Genomic DNA, 16,427 nt, shown 5'->3' on the forward strand with positions numbered 1-16,427 from the left:
TCTCAGGCTTTCCCAGTAGACGCCCGACGCAAAGCCGGGTATAGTAATAGTTGTTCGGGTGGGACGGCGAACCCCACCAGGACAACCACCAAACCCCAAGGAGATTTCTCGTGAGTAGGCATCAGCTCGAAGCCCGCCCCGACCGGGACGGCTACATCGTGGTTGTGGGGTGGGATCGCCCGCTACGCAGCTACTTCGCCCAGGTGATCAATGAGGGCGAGCTGAACGAGGACAACCCCGATTACATGCCGCTGTGGCTCGGGGTGGAAACGCGCATCACCGACCCTGCCACCATCATCGAGGCAGTGCGCCCTTACGCCGTCATCCCCGACACCCTGCGCGCCGACCTTGAGGCGGATCGCGTCTGGGAGGGAACCCGAGAGCAGCCGGGATCGGCACACACGCTGCCAGCGATTCCCGGACCGGCCCCGCTCGAAGCGACGGGCACCCTGATTTACCTAAGCGGCGGCGGAACCCTGGCCACCTGCGCCCTGCGGGTGTTTCGCACCGGCATCTTCTCGGTCGCGGTTGTCGTCACGACCACCCCCGGGCCGACGGGGGCGACGGGCGACGCTGCCACCATCCACGCCTTGCTGCTCACCAAATTCAGCGGGCAACACGTCGAGCACATCGAGCACATGCCGGACGAGACCGGCGGGGTCTTTCACGCGTTCAGCGTCGCCTACGACGGCACCACGACCCGCACGGCGGTCCCGCTCGACAACATGTCGCGCCGCTTCGGCGCGGACATCACCGGATAGGCCGGGCGACGCCCACCTCAAGCCCATTCGTCGGTGCCGGCCGGGCACACCGGCCGGCACCACCGCAGCCAGAAAGACTGCTCATGCCCGAGATCCCCATTCCCGTTCGGCTGCGACACCGCCCCACCGTCGGCGGCCTGGTCGTACCGTGGATCACCGCCCAGATGCCCGACGGCCGGTACCGCTTCGGAGCGATCGACGCCGCCCGGCTACAAGCCGCCTTCATCGACCAACTCTGCCAAATCTGCGGTGAGCAGATGGTCCGGCTGTGTGTCTTCGCCATGCGGACCATCGACTTTGAACGGCTCATCAGTTCCGAACCCGCCATGCACCCCGAGTGCGCCCACTACAGCGTGACCGCCTGCCCTATGGTCGCCGGCCACATGACCCACTACAGCGCCCAGGCCCTCGATGTCCCAGCATCTGCCGGTGACCCTCATAGGGCTCGCCCCGGCCACACCGCGCACCAGTGGCGCCTACTGTGGACGACCGGCTATCGCTTGACCTTGGACCCCCGGACCCGGACCCCTGCGGCCGAAATCCCCATTAAACTCTTGCAGCGGGTACAGCGGATCAGGCCACCCGCTCCGGATCAGTAGCTGACGTCGCCTGACGGCGGTCCGCACCGGGCCGCCGTCGGGTGCCGCTGCCGCCGGGTTCGGGCCCGGTCCTAGCGGACCGGAAACCGGAAGCGGCCTGCGGCCGCACTGCTCAAAACCCCTTCTCCTTCGGTGGGGGCCGAACAGGCTAGCGACGTGCTCGCTCCGGTCAAGTCCGGCCGCGGCTCGCAAAACATCATGCACACCCCGCATGATCTTTTCCTCGAAACCCCGCGCCCGAACTTGACCTCCACTGCGCGCGCCACGGGTCGAGTGAACTCGCCCCCACCGCCGGAAGAAGTGGGGGGACGCACCACGGCCGCACCCCGCGCGCTGGTCGGCGTAGCCACCGGCATTTCTCTCGGCAAGATCACCAAAATCTGACGTCCGAACAGGCCAAGCAGGGTAGCCACGGAACGCAAGAACGGGTAAAGTAATAGTTGTTCGGAGGGGACGGCGAACCCCCACCGCACACCACACAAACCCCCAACCAAGGAGACGCATGAGCACCGCATCCACGCTCCTGCTCGCAACCACCACCGCGTCGTGCATCGCGCTTCTCGCGCGCAACAGGAAGCTCCGCACCGATATCGTCACCGCCCGCTACGAGGCCCACCACGACGCCCTGACCGGACTGCCGAACCGCCGCGCACTGCTCGTGCACCTTGACTACCTGCTCGCCGACCGAACCCGCCCGGTAGCCGTGGCCCTTCTCGACCTCAACCGCTTCAAGGAGATCAACGACGAGCACGGCCACACCGCCGGGGACCTCGTGCTCTGCCGGGTAGCAGACACCCTGACGGCGCTCAACCTCTCACGGGCAATGGTCGGGCGGATGGGAGGCGACGAGTTCATGATCATCACCGATGACGGCATGTACACCGCCCGAAACAACGCCGAGGCCGCCACCCGGGCGCTCGACGCGGCAACCGTCACTCTCGGCGCAACACAGTTCGGCTGCTATGCGAGCCTCGGGCTCGCCCTCGCGGACCACAACGACGTCACCGCCGTCGACCTGATCCGGCGGGCAGACGCCGCCATGTACGCGGCCAAGCGACGCGGCGGAGGCGTCAAGGAGTGGCACCAGAACATCGGCGCGACCGTCACGGCAACGCTCCCGATGCAGCGCCGCCGCTACCGCTTGTAGCCCACCCCTGGGTGGCCCGGAACCCCGGACAGTTCCGGGCCACCCAGATAGACACAACACCCAGAACCGGGTATAGTAATAGCTGTTCAACAGGGACGGCGAACCCCTAACGGACACCCACCAAACCCCATGCGAGGAGTCCCACGATGTCCACGCTGACTGCTCCCACCGTCGCGCTCCCGGCCCTTCCCGCCGACCCCCACACGCGACACGTCCTGCACCTGCTCGACGCGGCCCGCCGCCGCATGGCACAGGTCATCACCTTTCTGCACCTGTGCGAGCACGCCCCAGCGTGGCCCACGACACCCACCCACAGCACCGCCGCCGCCATCGAACTACGCGCGGCCACCGTCGCCCTGATCAAGTACGCCCGCCGACACCAGTGCCACGCCTGCAACGCCGGCCGGATGCGCGCCACGCTGCTACTGGCCGCCTTGCTGCTCGACCTCTGGCAGAACGGCAAGCACCACGTACAGCGCCCCGACGTGTACCCCGTCACGCTCGCCCATCGCGCTGGACGGCTGTTCGGAGACACCGCCGGATGGGTCACCACCGGCGAGCCCGGCCGCCTGCTCGGTCAGCACCTCTAACCCGCGCATCGCCCGGCCGCCGACAAGGCGGCCGGGCGACCGCACCGCAGACGTCCCCGACGCGCATCGAGCGCGCCGCCGCCGGCGTCCGCACCCGTCGCCCGCTGCCGTACCCCACAGCGCAAACCCACCCAGCACACGAGAGGCACCAGCATGAGTCTGACCCGCCCCGAACTCGTCATGATCGCCCACGCCTGCGACGACTGGGCACCCAACTACTACAGCAGTCCAATGGGCGGAGGAAAAAACGAAGCCGTACGTCACATCGCAGACGGCCACCTTCAAACGCTGACCGACAAGTACGGCCGCTCCACAATCTGGGACGCCGTAGCTGCTCACCTCGACGCTAACCCCGACACGCTTACCGCGCCTCGCGTCACCTTCGCTGAGCGCATCAACCGCGAGGCCGCCCGCATAGCACGGGCTGACGCCTACCTACGCGCCGCATTTCACCACCACCAGGCCGCCGAGCCCTACGAAGCGCTCGCGCTCATCGATCGCGCGGAACTGGCCGCGCCCACCTTCAAGGACTTCACCCAGTACCGCCGCGCCGTGCACATGAAGCGACCGCCCGCAGCCCCGACCGACCTCACCGGCACCGGCCTGCGCCACCGCACCACGCTCCCGCTAATCGACCCGCACCCCGGGCCGCCCGTCATGTTCCACGGCAGCCAGACCCGAGGATCGGTCTACCCCGGCCATCTGGTCATCCAAGGAAACTGGCCCGCCGCCATCCCCGAGCACTGCGCCGCCACTGACGACGAACTCATGGAATGGGTAGGCGAAGGAACGGTTCGGGTCTGCACCGGATGCGGACTCGACTGGACCTAACCACGCACCCCGCAACGCTGGCCGGTTCGGGCATTCGCCCGAACCGGCCAGCCTCACCACTTCAGGACGGAGCGCCGCGCGAGACATCACCAGCCGAAGCCGGCCCCGCATTTCCGGGCACCGGGACAGCCGTACGCCGACGACGAGGCACCACCTCGCCCAACTCAGCAAGCCGAGCCCGCACCGCAGCCCCATCCGCGCCACGCCGATACGCACGCACCCGCGCCAGGTCCACCCCGGTCAGGTCCGCCGCTAGGCGGTCATCGCGCAGCAAGGTCGCCAGGACCGCCACGGCCAACCCATGCGCCGCCGCAGCCGCGCCGACCTCCTGATCCAGCCGCGCGACAGCCTCACGCCGACGCCGCTGAGCGTCCTGGACCGTCCCGGCAGCCTTCTCGACCGCCCGCACCGCGCGCAGCTCCAATTCCTGCCGCCGCCGCAGCGCCAAAGTCGCATCATTCCCCGTTTTACTCGCCATTCCCCGACCGTAGCGACCGCTCCCGGCAGCTCACCAGATCACACGCCACACCAATTCGCCTGTTCGTTCGATGCTGGCCGCAATTCGTCATCTTCCCCGGCCGACCGTTCATCCTCAGCCACGCACTCTGTGGCCTGCCTAAACGGCTACCGCATCGTTTCTTGCTCGCTTACGGGGGACACACCCCCTTGCATTCTCCGGCACTGTTCGAATAGTTGATCTTCTACGGTCGAGACATGTTGTCCGTCACGCGCATCTCGCCCGGCGACGGCTACCGCTACGTCATGGAGCAGGTCGCCGCCGGCCGCCATGACCTGCGCCCACTGGGCGATGGGGGGCCAACGCCCTACTACATCAACCACACCGCGCGAGGGGAGAGCCCTGGCTGGTGGGCCGGCGACGGCGCCGCCGTCCTTGGCGTCGGCGGCTGGGTCAACGAACGGCAAATGCGGTATCTCATCGGCCAAGGACGGCACCCGAGCGCCGGTTATCGGCTCGGGCAGAAATGGCGGATCTACACGCCGATGACCGACGAGTACCGCGAGAAGGCAGTCCAGCGGGCCCTGGCCCACTTGCCCGCCGATGCCACTGTGGAGCAGCGCGACAAGGTATGGCACGACATCATGAACGCGCCCGAGCGGCGTGCCGTATCCGCATACGACGTCACTGTCTCCCCGGTTAAGTCCGTATCGCTCTTGTGGGCGTTCGGCGACGACGCGGTCAAGCAGGACGTCGTGGCTGCCCATCACGCCGGTGTGCGGTCGTTGCTCGATCATCTCCAGCGCCACGGTGCGTTCGCCCGCGCTGGCGCGGGCGGTGTCCGGCAACTCGACACCGGGGGTTTGGCGGCGTTGGTCTTCGACCATCGGATGAGCCGCGAGCGTGACCCGCAGCTGCATTCGCACGTCGTCGTCTCCAGCAAGGTCAAGACGGTGACCCCGGACGGCGATCCGCAGTGGCTGGCCCTCGACGGCAAGGCCTTCTACCGCGCTTCGATCGGCGCCCGGGTCGCGTACGAACGCGCGGTGGAAGTCGAACTTCACCGCCGCCTCGGGGTGAGCTTCGCCCCGCGGGATGACTCCGGGATTCGCGAGATCGGCGGTTTCAGCGAGGCCTCGCTGCGCCACTACGGCAAGCGGCGGGGCGCGATCACCGAGGAGATGAACCGCCGCGTCGACCGGCAGGGCCCGGCAACCCGATCAGTGGCCGCGCAGTGGCGGCGCCGCGCGCAGGACGCGACGTTGCGGACCCGCCGGCCGCACAAGGGCGCCGAGTCCACCCACCAGGCCGTACAACGCTGGCAGGCCGAGGACCGCGCCGCACGACTCGACACCACCGGGCAAGTACGTGCCGTCCTCACCGGCGCTGCCCGTAATGACACCGCTGCCGCCGCGCGGCGGGTGCTTCGCCGCGCGTACCGACTACACCCCGGCGGCCTCGACGAAACCGCTCTCCGTGCGGTCGCCGCGCAGCTCGGTGTCCCCACCGCAGACCATGACCGCGTCGTCGACGCGGCCGTGCGTGCCGACGTGCGCCTTGCGCTCGCTCGCGCCGTGCGCACCCTCGGCCAGGAGCGGGCCGTGTTCGGCCGCGAACACCTCGAACTGGCCATCGGCCGAGTCCTCGACATCACTCCCGGCCAGTCACCACAGGCCGACTGGCAACGGGTGCAGAACCTCGCCGGGAAAGCCATCACCGAAGGTATGGGCGGGCTGCGCGTTCTCACACCGCCAGCGCTCGTGCAGTGGGGGCCGAGCCTGTTGCGTGGCAGCGACCGGCACAGCGAATACACCCGGCACCGTGACCTGCAGATGACCACCCACATGGTCCTCGCCGCCGAGAAGGAAGTCCTCACCTACGCCGGCCGCCGCGGAGCCATCCCCGCCCCAGCGGCAGCGATCACCACCGCATCGGCGGCGCTGCGGTTGTCTCCCGAGCAGAAGTCCGCGCTGCGGTGGCTCGTCGGCGACGACCGGCGCGTCACCGGCGTTGTCGGGCCCGCCGGCACCGGCAAGACCTACCTGCAACGAGCCGTCGTCACCGCCGCCCGCGAGACCGGTGTGCCGGTGATCGGCCTCACCGTCGGACAGTCCGCAGCCCAGGTGCTCGCCGACGCCACCGCCGCGCCCGGACAGGCGCTGCGGACCGAGAACATCGCCCGATGGCTACACGCCCAACACCGGCCGCCACCCGGCACCACCGCCGCCGACTGGCAGTTCCGACCCGGGCAATGGGTCATCATCGACGAGGCATCACAGGTCTCCAGCCACGACCTCGCCCGCCTCGTCACCCACCTCGACAAGGTCAACGGGAAACTCATCCTCGTCGGTGACCCCGAGCAGATCTCCGCGATCGGGCCCGGCGGTTTGTTCCGCTACCTCGACAGCCTCGGCACCACCACCCACCTCTCCCAGGTCCGCCGGTTCACCCAACCGTGGGAAGGAGAAGCGTCGCTACGGCTGCGCGGCGGCGACCTCACCGTCCTGGCCGAATACGACCGCCGAGGCCGGATCGTCGGCGGTCACCGCCAGCACCTCATCGGTCAAATGCTCGACCGGTGGACCGCCGACATGACCACCGAGCACCGCAGCATGATGCTCGTCGAAACCGCCGACGAAGCCGCCGAAATCGCCCGCCGCGCCCGCGACATCCTCATCCACGCCGGCCTCGTCCGAGCCGGCCCCGCCGTGCGGCTGCGCGACGGCAACCACGCCAGCGTCGGCGACATCATCGTGACCCGCCGCAACGACCGGCGCATCAGCGCCGCCAGCACCTACGTCGCGAACCGCGACCAATGGCGCGTCGACGCCATCACCCGCGCCGGACAGGTGCACGTCACCAACCTACGCACCAGCGCGACCGCCATCCTGCCCGCCGCGTACGCCGCACAGCACGTCCAGCTCGCCTACGCCCTCACCGTCGACTCCGTCCAAGGCCAGACCGTGCACACCGCCCGCGCGCTCGTCGACGACAACACCTCTCTAGCCCGCCTCTACGTCATGCTCACCCGCGGAACCACCCTCAACGAGGCGTACGTCGTCACCGACGACCACCCCCGCGAAGGAACCCCACCGCAGCCGCCCACCGCCCGCGTCGCTGTCCTCGCCGACATCATGCGCCGCGCCACACCCGACCGCTCCGCCACCGAAACCGAACAGCACCTCTGGGCCGACGTCGACGCGTTGCACGCCTGGACGCCGATCTACGACGACCTGTCCGCCCGCGCCCGCATCCCCGAATACCTCGCCATCGTCCGGCAGATCAGCGGACGGCAGCTGGCCGATCGGCTCGCCCGGGACCTCGCGCTGCCCGCGCTCATCGCCCGCCTCACCACCCTGCGCGAAGCCGGCCACGACCCCACCGACGTGCTGCGCCGCGCCATCCGACCCCGCGAAATCGACTCCGCCGACGACATCGCCGCGGTGCTGTCCTGGCGCATCGACCGCATCATCGGCCGGGCCACCGCCGACCCCACCATCGCCACCACACCAGAGCTCGCCGCGACCTACACCGAGCGCCTGCCCGCCAACCTCACCGGCGACATTGGAGGCGCCCTACGCCAGGTCGCCGGCATCTGCGACCGCCGCGTCCGCGCCCTAGCCGACCTCGCCGCCGAACAGCGGCCCGCCTGGGCCCGCGCCCTGGGCGACGTCCCCGACGATCCAGCGGGCCGCGACCAATGGCTAGCCCGCGCCGAGGTCATTGCCAGCTACCGCGACCGGTACCAGCTCACCAGCGAGCACCCCATCGGACCCGAGCCCTCCAGCGGTGACATCGCCCGCTGGAACGCCTGGCACCGCGCCCGCATCGTCGTCGGCGCCGCCACCCTCGCCGGCCACCTCACCACCACCGACGACCAAGAACTCACACGACTAATCACCGCGCAACGCACCGCCGACGCCGCCGCGCCGCCGTACGTCGCCGACCAACTACGCGACGCGCACCTCACCCTCACCGACGTCGAGCAGCGCCACCACGACCTCGCGCTCCTCCTCGCCACCGTCGGCGCCGCCGGCCAACGCGCCGCCGCACACGCCCAGCAGTTGCGCCCCCGCTGGTGGCAACGCGGACCATCGCGCACCCATATCCTCACCGCCCAGCGTGAAACCCAACAACGAGTCGATGCCGCCACCGGCCGGGCCGCCAGTCTGCGCGCAAAGCTGACCAGCCTGCGCGAGGTCATCGACCAGCACCAGGCGCGGATCGGTGACCTCGAATCCCGGCACCGTACGTGGAGCCGCTGGTACACCAGCGCCCTGCCCACCCGCTACGCCGGACTCGCCGCCGCAGCCGAACAAGCCCGCCGCACCACGACCCGCCGCACCACCCTGGCCGACGCCATCGCCACCACCACCGCGCGAGTCCGAGCAATCGACGAAACCCGGCCACAACCGCACACCACACCCATCACCGAGGGCCTACCCCAGCACGCCAACGCCGCCCGGGACCGCACCACCACCCGCGACCTGGGCACCACAGAGGAAGCGGAGATTGACTAATGGCCACTCACCCCACAGCGTTCGTCGACGAGTCCTGGTTCCAACAACGCAACTCACCTGGCGCCTACCTGATGGCCGCCGTCATCATCGACCACGACAGCGTCCCCGCAGCCGAGACCGCCGCGAAAGAAGCCACCGGCATCCACGACGGCTACCACTCCACCGCGCTGTACCACCGCGGACACGTCGGCGTGATCGAAGCGATGCTCGACGTTGTATCCGAGCACGCCGGATGGTCCGTCGTCTCCGCCCAAGTACCCATCGACCCGGGCAACATGGCCGCCGTACCGAACAACCCGCGCCACGTACACGCACACCTAGAAGGCCAACGCGAACACGCCCGACGGCTCAGCATGGAACGGCTCCTGCGCCACCTCAACGACCAACGAGTCCGCGACGTGTACGTCGAAACCAGGGGCAGTCCCGCAGAGTGGCGCGACGCCCGGGAAACCGGCAGCCGGCTGCCCAGCATCGACCGCAACGACATCAGGGCCTACCGTCGGCTCCTCGAACAAGGAGCCATCAGCCACCGGATGCGGCTCATCCACGTCGAAGGTCGCAACGACCCCGGACTCTGGATGGCTGACGCCGTCGCGTGGTCCGCAGGCCGCGCCATCCGCACCGACGAACCGCAATGGTGGAACCGGATAGCCGACGTCGCCACCATCCTCGAAGCGAACACCGGCACCGAACTTCGCCTCAACCCGAGTGGGGCCGCTCCACCAGATGGCGAACGCGGCCCCCACAACCTGAGCCAAAGAGCCCAGACCATGTCCTCACCCGTATTGTACTCCGCTTCGCCAGCCGATCACCAGGTCGGCGCCATCCTCACAAGCCTCATGACGCAAGCCGAACACGCGCGAACGCCGTCTACAACTCAGCTCACCCGCGAAGTCCTCGGCTACGTGCAGCGGATCGCCGAACATGTCGAGCGGTTGGCCGAGTCTGTCAACAACATCATCCCGCCGCCGGCTGGCGAGGCAGCCCCACGGGGCGGAGCACCTCAGCCCCGTAGCAGCGAGCACGAGGACGTCACCCGACAGCACTCTCGCGAAGTCGACGATTAACGTCAGCGGGCGCCATCGCAACCAAGAAAAGACGCGAAGCCGCCTGCTCCACCAACCGCACGAGTACGGGCGAACTGCGGTCGCCCTGAACTTCGCGCCAACGTAGACACCAGTTCCGGTGCACTGCGGACTGCATCGCGAACATCGTTCACGCAGCACTCCAGCCGAGCACGTGGGCGCGCGTCCTAGCGCTCGGGCAAGAGCGCGGTGCAGCACCCCGGCAACCGCTCTCGGGTAGGTGCCGCACCTGCGTCTCCGCCGATACATGGGCGTGGCTGCCCGGAGGTCCGCGTGATTACTCGCAGCTGCTCGGCGTCCGCGGCTCGACCAACAATTGAAAAGCCCGGCAACGCCTGGGCCGAGTATCTTCCCTTCAGCACGCACGCCAGTGGCTTCAATGAGAGGTGCACAGTGAGGAGATCGACATGGAGGTGAAGGCGATCTTCGAGCTGCCGGTGCACATTTGGGTGATGTGCGCCGCGCTCGATGCGACGTACCTGACCGGTTACGACAAGCTCCGGTTCAGCGTCGTGTTGCCAGATTCACGACCACCGGTAGGTGGTCCCCCTCCTGTGCTCGGCACCGAGTCACGCCTCGAGCTGACCGGCGACCAGCCCGTATGGGCGCAGGAGTACAGCGCCCACATTCCCGAGTCGCTTCGGCCAGCCACCGCCCTTCATCGCGTGGTCGTGACCGACGTCGAGGGCCCGAGCTACGACCACAAGTCGTGGTTCACCCCCGAGCATCAGCTCGCTGAATACATCAACAGGTGGTTTGACGATGTGCGCACCTGGACCGAGATCGTGACCGGCCAGGACCTCGATCCCAATCACCGTGTCTACGACGCAGAGGCAGTCGGTGCGGGCCTCTCGTTCATCGAACCACCTCACGATGGCGCCCTGGGCATCAAGATCACAACACCTCACGTCCGTCCACTGCGCGTTGAGGAATGGGCTTGCATCCTGGGGCTCGTCCGCGACGGCAACGAACCGCCGCTCGAAGAGGTGCTGAGCCGTGACGCACGCGCCGCGCACAGACGCCACGCGAACCGGCGCGCGATCATCGATGCAGCCACCGCCCTCGAAATTGCCCTCGGCCGGCACGTCCGCAACCACGCGGACCGGCTGCCCGAAAGGCAGCAACGACGCATCAACGCGCGGACAGCTCTTGGCGACTACATCTCGATCGCCGAACAGAACCGCCTTCCGCTCGCTGTGCCAGTCGAGCGCCTGCGCTCACTAAACACCCTTCGCAACGACGCCGCTCATCGCGGTGCGGCCCCAGGGCACTGGGAAGCGGGCAACGCGGTGCAGGTGATGATCGACTTCCTCAGTGTTCACGGACTACTCCGCAGGACAGGCAGGAGCGAGCCTGACGGCGGGGAGTGGGTGCTGGCCAACCCTGAGAGCAGCGATGCCCACGGCGCTGGGCTTGTCGAGGAAAGATCGGATGCTGAAGGTGACTAGTCGATTAGCTGGGCGCTCTGCACGAGCGACCAGACCAGCTGGTTCTGCACCGGAACAGCGGCTGGCGGCGACTCCTCCAACGAGCGACTCGTACGCCTTGAGATTACAGTCGCGCCGACGTCGCTGACCTTATGTCGAGCACCGGGATCCCCGGGGCCGATGATCCGAGAGGCGCTACATGGTATCTGCGGCCCCGGGCACTACCCGACATGCGGTCGTCGATGGCCAACCAGACGCCAAGCGGCCGTGCCAGGTCCCTCGGCGATTCGGACCCACTAGCCAGACGCCGTTTTAGTCCGGTCGGACGTGACACGGCCAACCAGTAGAATCTCCAAACGGCAACCAAGAGAAGCAGAGGCAAGCGTGGCGTTCAAGGGCGGGGCGAAGAAAGCGGTAGCGGTGGCCAGCCCCGAAGCCATGTACCGCGACCTCCCACGCAAGCCCAGTGCCGTGCAGGGACTCTGGACTCACCAAGGGGATCTTCTACGGCGATATGCCGCCAACCACACCGCGGACCCTGATCTCGCGCTGGAACTACCAACGGGTACCGGCAAAACGCTGCCTGGACTCGTCATCGCCAACTGGGTCAGAGTCACCCGAACAAGCCGGGTTGCCTACGCCTGCCCCACCCAACAACTCGCTTCGCAGGTCGCGAAAGTAGCCGCTCGGGAGGGCGTTCCTGCCGTAACCCTCATGGGCAGCCACACGAGCTGGCCTACGGCAGACCGCGCGGCCTACGAGGCCGCGGAGGCGGTCGCGGTGACCACTTACAACACAATCTTCAACAGCAATCCGCACCTAGCGGTACCAGAGCTTCTCCTGTTCGACGACGCCCACGCTGGAGAGCAGTACGTCAGCGAGCAGTACGCCATCCACCTCCGACGCTCGACGAACCAGAAGGCGTACACCCAACTTCTCGACGTCCTCGCGCCAGCGATCGACGGCATCCCGTTGCAACGGTTGCGCGACTATACGCCCGACCCCGGCATGTACCGCAGCGCCCGTCTGGTCGTCCCGCTGCGTCAGCCCGAGATGGTCAGCAAACTCGACGCGGTTCTCGCCCAGCTGCCGGCACCCTGGACGTACCGATACTCAATGATCAGAGACGCCATTCCGAGCTGCCTGGCGTACGTCTCCTACGGTGCCATCTTGATCCGGCCGGGCATCCCGCCGACGAATAAGAACCCGGTATTCACGCAGGCCGCACAGCGTATCTACCTGTCCGCGACGCTCGGCAGCGGTGGGGAACTCGAACGGGCCTTTGGACGCCCGGCGATCACGCGGGTAGCACTGCCTGACACGGCACCTACACCAAGGGCTGGCCGCAGATTCTTCGTCTTCCCCGAGCTGGCTGAAGTAACCGATGCCCAACAACTTGCCCGGTCCGTCGTAGCAGCAGCGGGAAAAGCCCTGGTCCTCGCCCCGGACACCAATACCGCCATCAGCACTGCGACTGAGCTTGCCCAACCCGGCTGGCCCGTGCTCGGCATCAACGACGTCGAAGGCGGCATGGAACAGTTTGCCGCGCTACCAAACGCCGTCTGCGGGCTCGCCGCTCGGTACGACGGGCTCGACCTTCCCGGCGACGACTGTCGCGTCGTCGTCCTGAATGGCAAACCGGACACAGACAACCTCCAAGAACGCTTCCTGTCGCAGAACGTCCGTGCAGGTGCCGCCCTGGCTGAACGCGTCCGTACGCGCGTCGTGCAGGGAGTTGGCCGCTGCACGCGCGGCCCGAATGACTGGGCCGTCGTGATCGTGTTGGGCGCCGACCTGACGACATACATGGTCAGACCCGAGATTCGACAGGCTCTCGATCCCGAACTCCAAGCGGAGATCGACTTCGGTATCCAAAACAGCCGACGGACCTCAGCCGCCGACATCCTCGACAACGTCACCACGTTCCTGGGCCAGGACGACGCGTGGCGCAGCGATGCCGAGCCGATCATCACTGAGTTGCGTAATGAAGCCACGATGACGCCGCCGCCCGCTAGTGGCGCCCTGGCCGCCGCAGTCAAATCCGAGGTCGAAGCATGGTCGCTGTCCGGCATGGGCGAATGGCAAGAGGCCAGCGCCCGGGCCAACGAAGCCGCATTGCAACTCGGCAAGGGTGGCGACGCCCTACGTGGCTACCGCTCATTCTGGCTCTACCTGGCGGCTACCTGGGCCGACCAAGCCGGAGTCACCACCGCCAACCAGGCACTTCGACAGAACGCGGTCGCTCTTGCCGCCCAGGCCGAAGCTGCAGCCAAACCGTCGATGTGGATCCGGGAACTAGCCCCGATACCAACCATCCAGACGTCGGCGCTCTCATCAGCTTCCGCAACGGCGGTTGCAGCGGTGGCAGCCCGAATGAGAAGCACCTCCATTCCCAAGGCGGCGGCGGTGGCTGAGGAGATGCTCGCTGCCCTCAAGGAACGCAAGCCGACCGTGTATGAGCCCGCCCTGACCAAGCTCGGCTACGTTTTGGGAGCTGATGCGCAGAAGCCGCCGGGCTCCGGTCGCTGCGATTCCACGTGGTGCTGGGACCACCACCTCTGGCTGGCCATCGACGCTAAGAGTGACCACGAACCGTCCGGCCTCGTTCCGCAAAAGGACATTCGTCAGGCCGGCGATCAACTCCGTCTTCTTAAGTCCGATCGTGCAGTCGCCGACATCCCACCAGATAGCGCCACCGTGATCGTCTCCCCCAAACCGGCCGTGGACCCAACCGGCGCGGCGGGCGCCGAGGCTCACGTCCATGTCGTCCACCCAGACGTCGTACTCAGGCTTGCGGAAGCGGCGGCACGCGCATGGAGCGAACTAATGGCTCAGCGTCCTGGCCTTGATGACAACCAACTCCGGGCGCTGGTCGCCAGGCACTTGGGTCAAGAGGGCCTGCTGCCTGAGCAGGTGCGCGACCGGCTCACGGTCAACCTGGTCGCACCGCAATGATCGGATCCCGTCTTTCGAAATTCTCCGTCTGATCCGTTCCTAGCCACCGTCGTCGTCTTACTTGCTCCCGCTACTTCGTCCAACCTTGACCCGGTGCCGGAGAAAGAGTTCGGAGAAGAACGCCGCGAGCACGGGGCGGGCCTCGCGATGATTTCGCAGCTCGTAGGCCCCGAACCGATATACCTCGTAACCGGCAACTGTCAGCTTGCGACTACCAGCCGTGGTGCGAGCGTAGGTGGGTGGATCAGCGATCCAGACCTTCTGACCAGGGCTGGCCCCCTTTTCTACGCCGTAGTGGGTGCGGCCGTCGACCTCAAGGACGATCCTGCCACCGCCGGGGACGAGCAGGAGAAAATCCATGCGCAGGTTCAGCAGAGCCGCGGCCCCGCGTGCTTTGACGGTCAGGGGGTCCCAGTAAAGCCAAACCTCGGGCAGCAGTGCAGGGAGTTCGTGAACGGCAGTGCCGTGAATCTCGTGGTAGAGATCGAAAAGCAGCCGCTGTGGTGGTGAGCTGTCGGGGAGGCTTTGGCGCAGGCGGCGATATAGCTGAGTCTTGGCCTCCTGCTCGCTGGCGAGCCGCCTTGTGGCCTGGAACCATGTTTGGAGGTCGCGCCACCGGATGCCGCTGGTGGTGATCGGCCGGTCATAGACGAGTACGTCGTCCGGGTCACTCAGAATCTCGATCTCGTTGTCGATGGCATCGTTCAACCGCAGGTCCGGCTTCGTAGACGAGGCGAAGATCAAATTCTTCGGTTGGCCTTGGTGCGCGCGGACCGACACCACCTCGAACGTGGGGTAGCCGTCGAGGGTGCCAATCTCGCGAAGCTCAAGGCCTGCCGCCTCCATGGGCCCACTGATCGAGGTGGCGAGACGGCGTTGCGCCCCCTCGTCGGGGATCGTGTTCCCGGAGACGATGCCTTCGATCAGGAGCCCGAAGCGTCGGTCGGAGCTTGAGTCGATCGCCCCCACAGCATCGAACACTTCCTCCACCGACCAGTCCGGATTGTGTTTGAAGTGCCGGTCTATCTCACCTCCCACGCTGTAGTCGCGCCCGCCCCAGAGAACACCGCCCCCGAGGTCGAAGAGGGTGTCTAGTAGAGATCGAAAACGCGAGTAGTGCTCGATTAGCTCGTCACCTCTAAGCGCTCGGGCGATGTCACGTCTCGTCCGCTTTGATATGTGGGGGTGGTGCTCACCCATCCAGACGAGGTCTTGCATACGGCGTCCATCGGAGCCGAGCCACTCGCACTTGGCAACCATTTTTCGCGCTACATCGGCGAGCTGGTCATCCGGCAGCGCTAGCAGACTACTCTCGGTGCGATCGGCCTTGCTTGGTCCACTGGTCGACGGCGGCAATCCGATTCGGCGTAAGTCATCGTCGAGAGTCTTGTGGGTGGCGCTTTGCCCAACCTGATGGGCGATCTTGCTAACGAGGTCACGGAGCTCCTGTACGTCGCCGCTGGTCATCGTCGGATTTTGACAGATCGAGTGAGACGAACCGATGGCTGGCCGACGACGGCGTGCGTTGACGTTCTTCTGGGATGAGGGCCATGGGGGCACGAGCAACCCGGTCGCAGTTGGGTGATCTGGAATTTCAGCAGGTCACGGGCGATCCATCCGCCCAGTCCCCGCAGGTGATCAGCGGTCAATGTCGATGCGACTCGGCGTCGTGGCCGGGTGGTCGCATCGTCTGCCTGTTGTGGCTCGCGAGTGGCCGCGCAGGTTCCCGTGCCTGTCTCGGTCGAAGAGACTGTGGGTTGGTGGGCGGGTCCGGATCGCCCCCTGGCGCGGTTCGCGGACTCGGCCCATCGCCTGTGCCTCGACCCTACGCGCACCGACAAGCTTGTCGTCCGCTTCGCTGAGGGCCCTGAGCGATCAGATAGGAGTGCTTCCAGGTTGCGCAAAGAGCGACGTCGGCCTGGATCGCTACCAGGTGCGTCGCAACGAGGCTGCTACCGCCGCAACGCCCGCTAAATGCCCAAACTCGACCGTTCCAGCACCTGACCCCGCGAAGGGGTGGCGGTGGCAATACGCGGTGGCCGAGACACCCGAAGC

11 protein-coding genes are annotated in these 16,427 nt (G+C 67.1%); 10 read left to right on the plus strand and 1 reads right to left on the minus strand.

What is annotated here, in order from left to right; translation table 11 throughout:
- Positions 1 to 110 precede the first annotated feature (110 nt).
- From V6U86_RS19960 to V6U86_RS20005, 10 genes are all read left to right on the plus strand, one after another.
- On the plus strand, positions 111 to 761 hold the full coding sequence (locus V6U86_RS19960) for a hypothetical protein (RefSeq protein WP_334505366.1): 651 nt from the start codon (positions 111 to 113) through the stop codon (positions 759 to 761).
- An 83-nt stretch (positions 762 to 844) separates the two neighbouring features.
- A complete protein-coding gene (locus tag V6U86_RS19965) occupies positions 845 to 1,360 on the plus strand; it encodes a hypothetical protein (protein ID WP_334505367.1) in 516 nt (171 codons plus the stop codon).
- A gap of 156 nt (positions 1,361 to 1,516) precedes the next feature.
- The gene (locus V6U86_RS19970) at positions 1,517 to 1,744 is read left to right on the plus strand and encodes a hypothetical protein (RefSeq protein WP_334505364.1); all 228 of its coding nucleotides are present in this window, start codon (positions 1,517 to 1,519) and stop codon (positions 1,742 to 1,744) included.
- A 118-nt stretch (positions 1,745 to 1,862) separates the two neighbouring features.
- Positions 1,863 to 2,507 carry a GGDEF domain-containing protein gene (locus V6U86_RS19975; RefSeq protein WP_334505368.1) on the plus strand — a complete coding sequence of 215 codons (645 nt, stop codon included), beginning with the start codon at positions 1,863 to 1,865 and terminating at the stop codon, positions 2,505 to 2,507.
- Between the two features lie 146 nt (positions 2,508 to 2,653).
- Entirely contained in the window at positions 2,654 to 3,097 is a 444-nt protein-coding gene (locus V6U86_RS19980; RefSeq protein WP_334505369.1) for a hypothetical protein, read from the plus strand.
- 153 nt (positions 3,098 to 3,250) lie between these two features.
- Positions 3,251 to 3,928 carry a hypothetical protein gene (locus V6U86_RS19985; protein ID WP_334505370.1) on the plus strand — a complete coding sequence of 226 codons (678 nt, stop codon included), beginning with the start codon at positions 3,251 to 3,253 and terminating at the stop codon, positions 3,926 to 3,928.
- 714 nt (positions 3,929 to 4,642) lie between these two features.
- A complete protein-coding gene (mobF, locus tag V6U86_RS19990; RefSeq protein ID WP_334505371.1) occupies positions 4,643 to 8,905 on the plus strand; it encodes a MobF family relaxase in 4,263 nt (1,420 codons plus the stop codon).
- Between the two features lie 71 nt (positions 8,906 to 8,976).
- On the plus strand, positions 8,977 to 9,972 hold the full coding sequence (locus tag V6U86_RS19995; RefSeq protein WP_334505372.1) for a hypothetical protein: 996 nt from the start codon (positions 8,977 to 8,979) through the stop codon (positions 9,970 to 9,972).
- 425 nt (positions 9,973 to 10,397) lie between these two features.
- Positions 10,398 to 11,438, plus strand: a complete 1,041-nt coding sequence (locus V6U86_RS20000) for a hypothetical protein (RefSeq protein ID WP_334505373.1) — start codon at positions 10,398 to 10,400, stop codon at positions 11,436 to 11,438.
- A 363-nt stretch (positions 11,439 to 11,801) separates the two neighbouring features.
- Positions 11,802 to 14,372, plus strand: a complete 2,571-nt coding sequence (locus V6U86_RS20005; RefSeq protein ID WP_334505374.1) for a DEAD/DEAH box helicase — start codon at positions 11,802 to 11,804, stop codon at positions 14,370 to 14,372.
- A gap of 57 nt (positions 14,373 to 14,429) precedes the next feature.
- Here the strand turns inward: V6U86_RS20005 and V6U86_RS20010 are convergent, their stop codons facing one another.
- Positions 14,430 to 15,839 carry a hypothetical protein gene (locus V6U86_RS20010; protein WP_334505375.1) on the minus strand — a complete coding sequence of 470 codons (1,410 nt, stop codon included), beginning with the start codon at positions 15,837 to 15,839 and terminating at the stop codon, positions 14,430 to 14,432.
- Positions 15,840 to 16,427: the final 588 nt, after the last annotated feature.

It is taken from the genome of Micromonospora sp. CPCC 205558, assembly GCF_036902955.1.
GTDB lineage: Bacteria > Actinomycetota > Actinomycetes > Mycobacteriales > Micromonosporaceae > Micromonospora.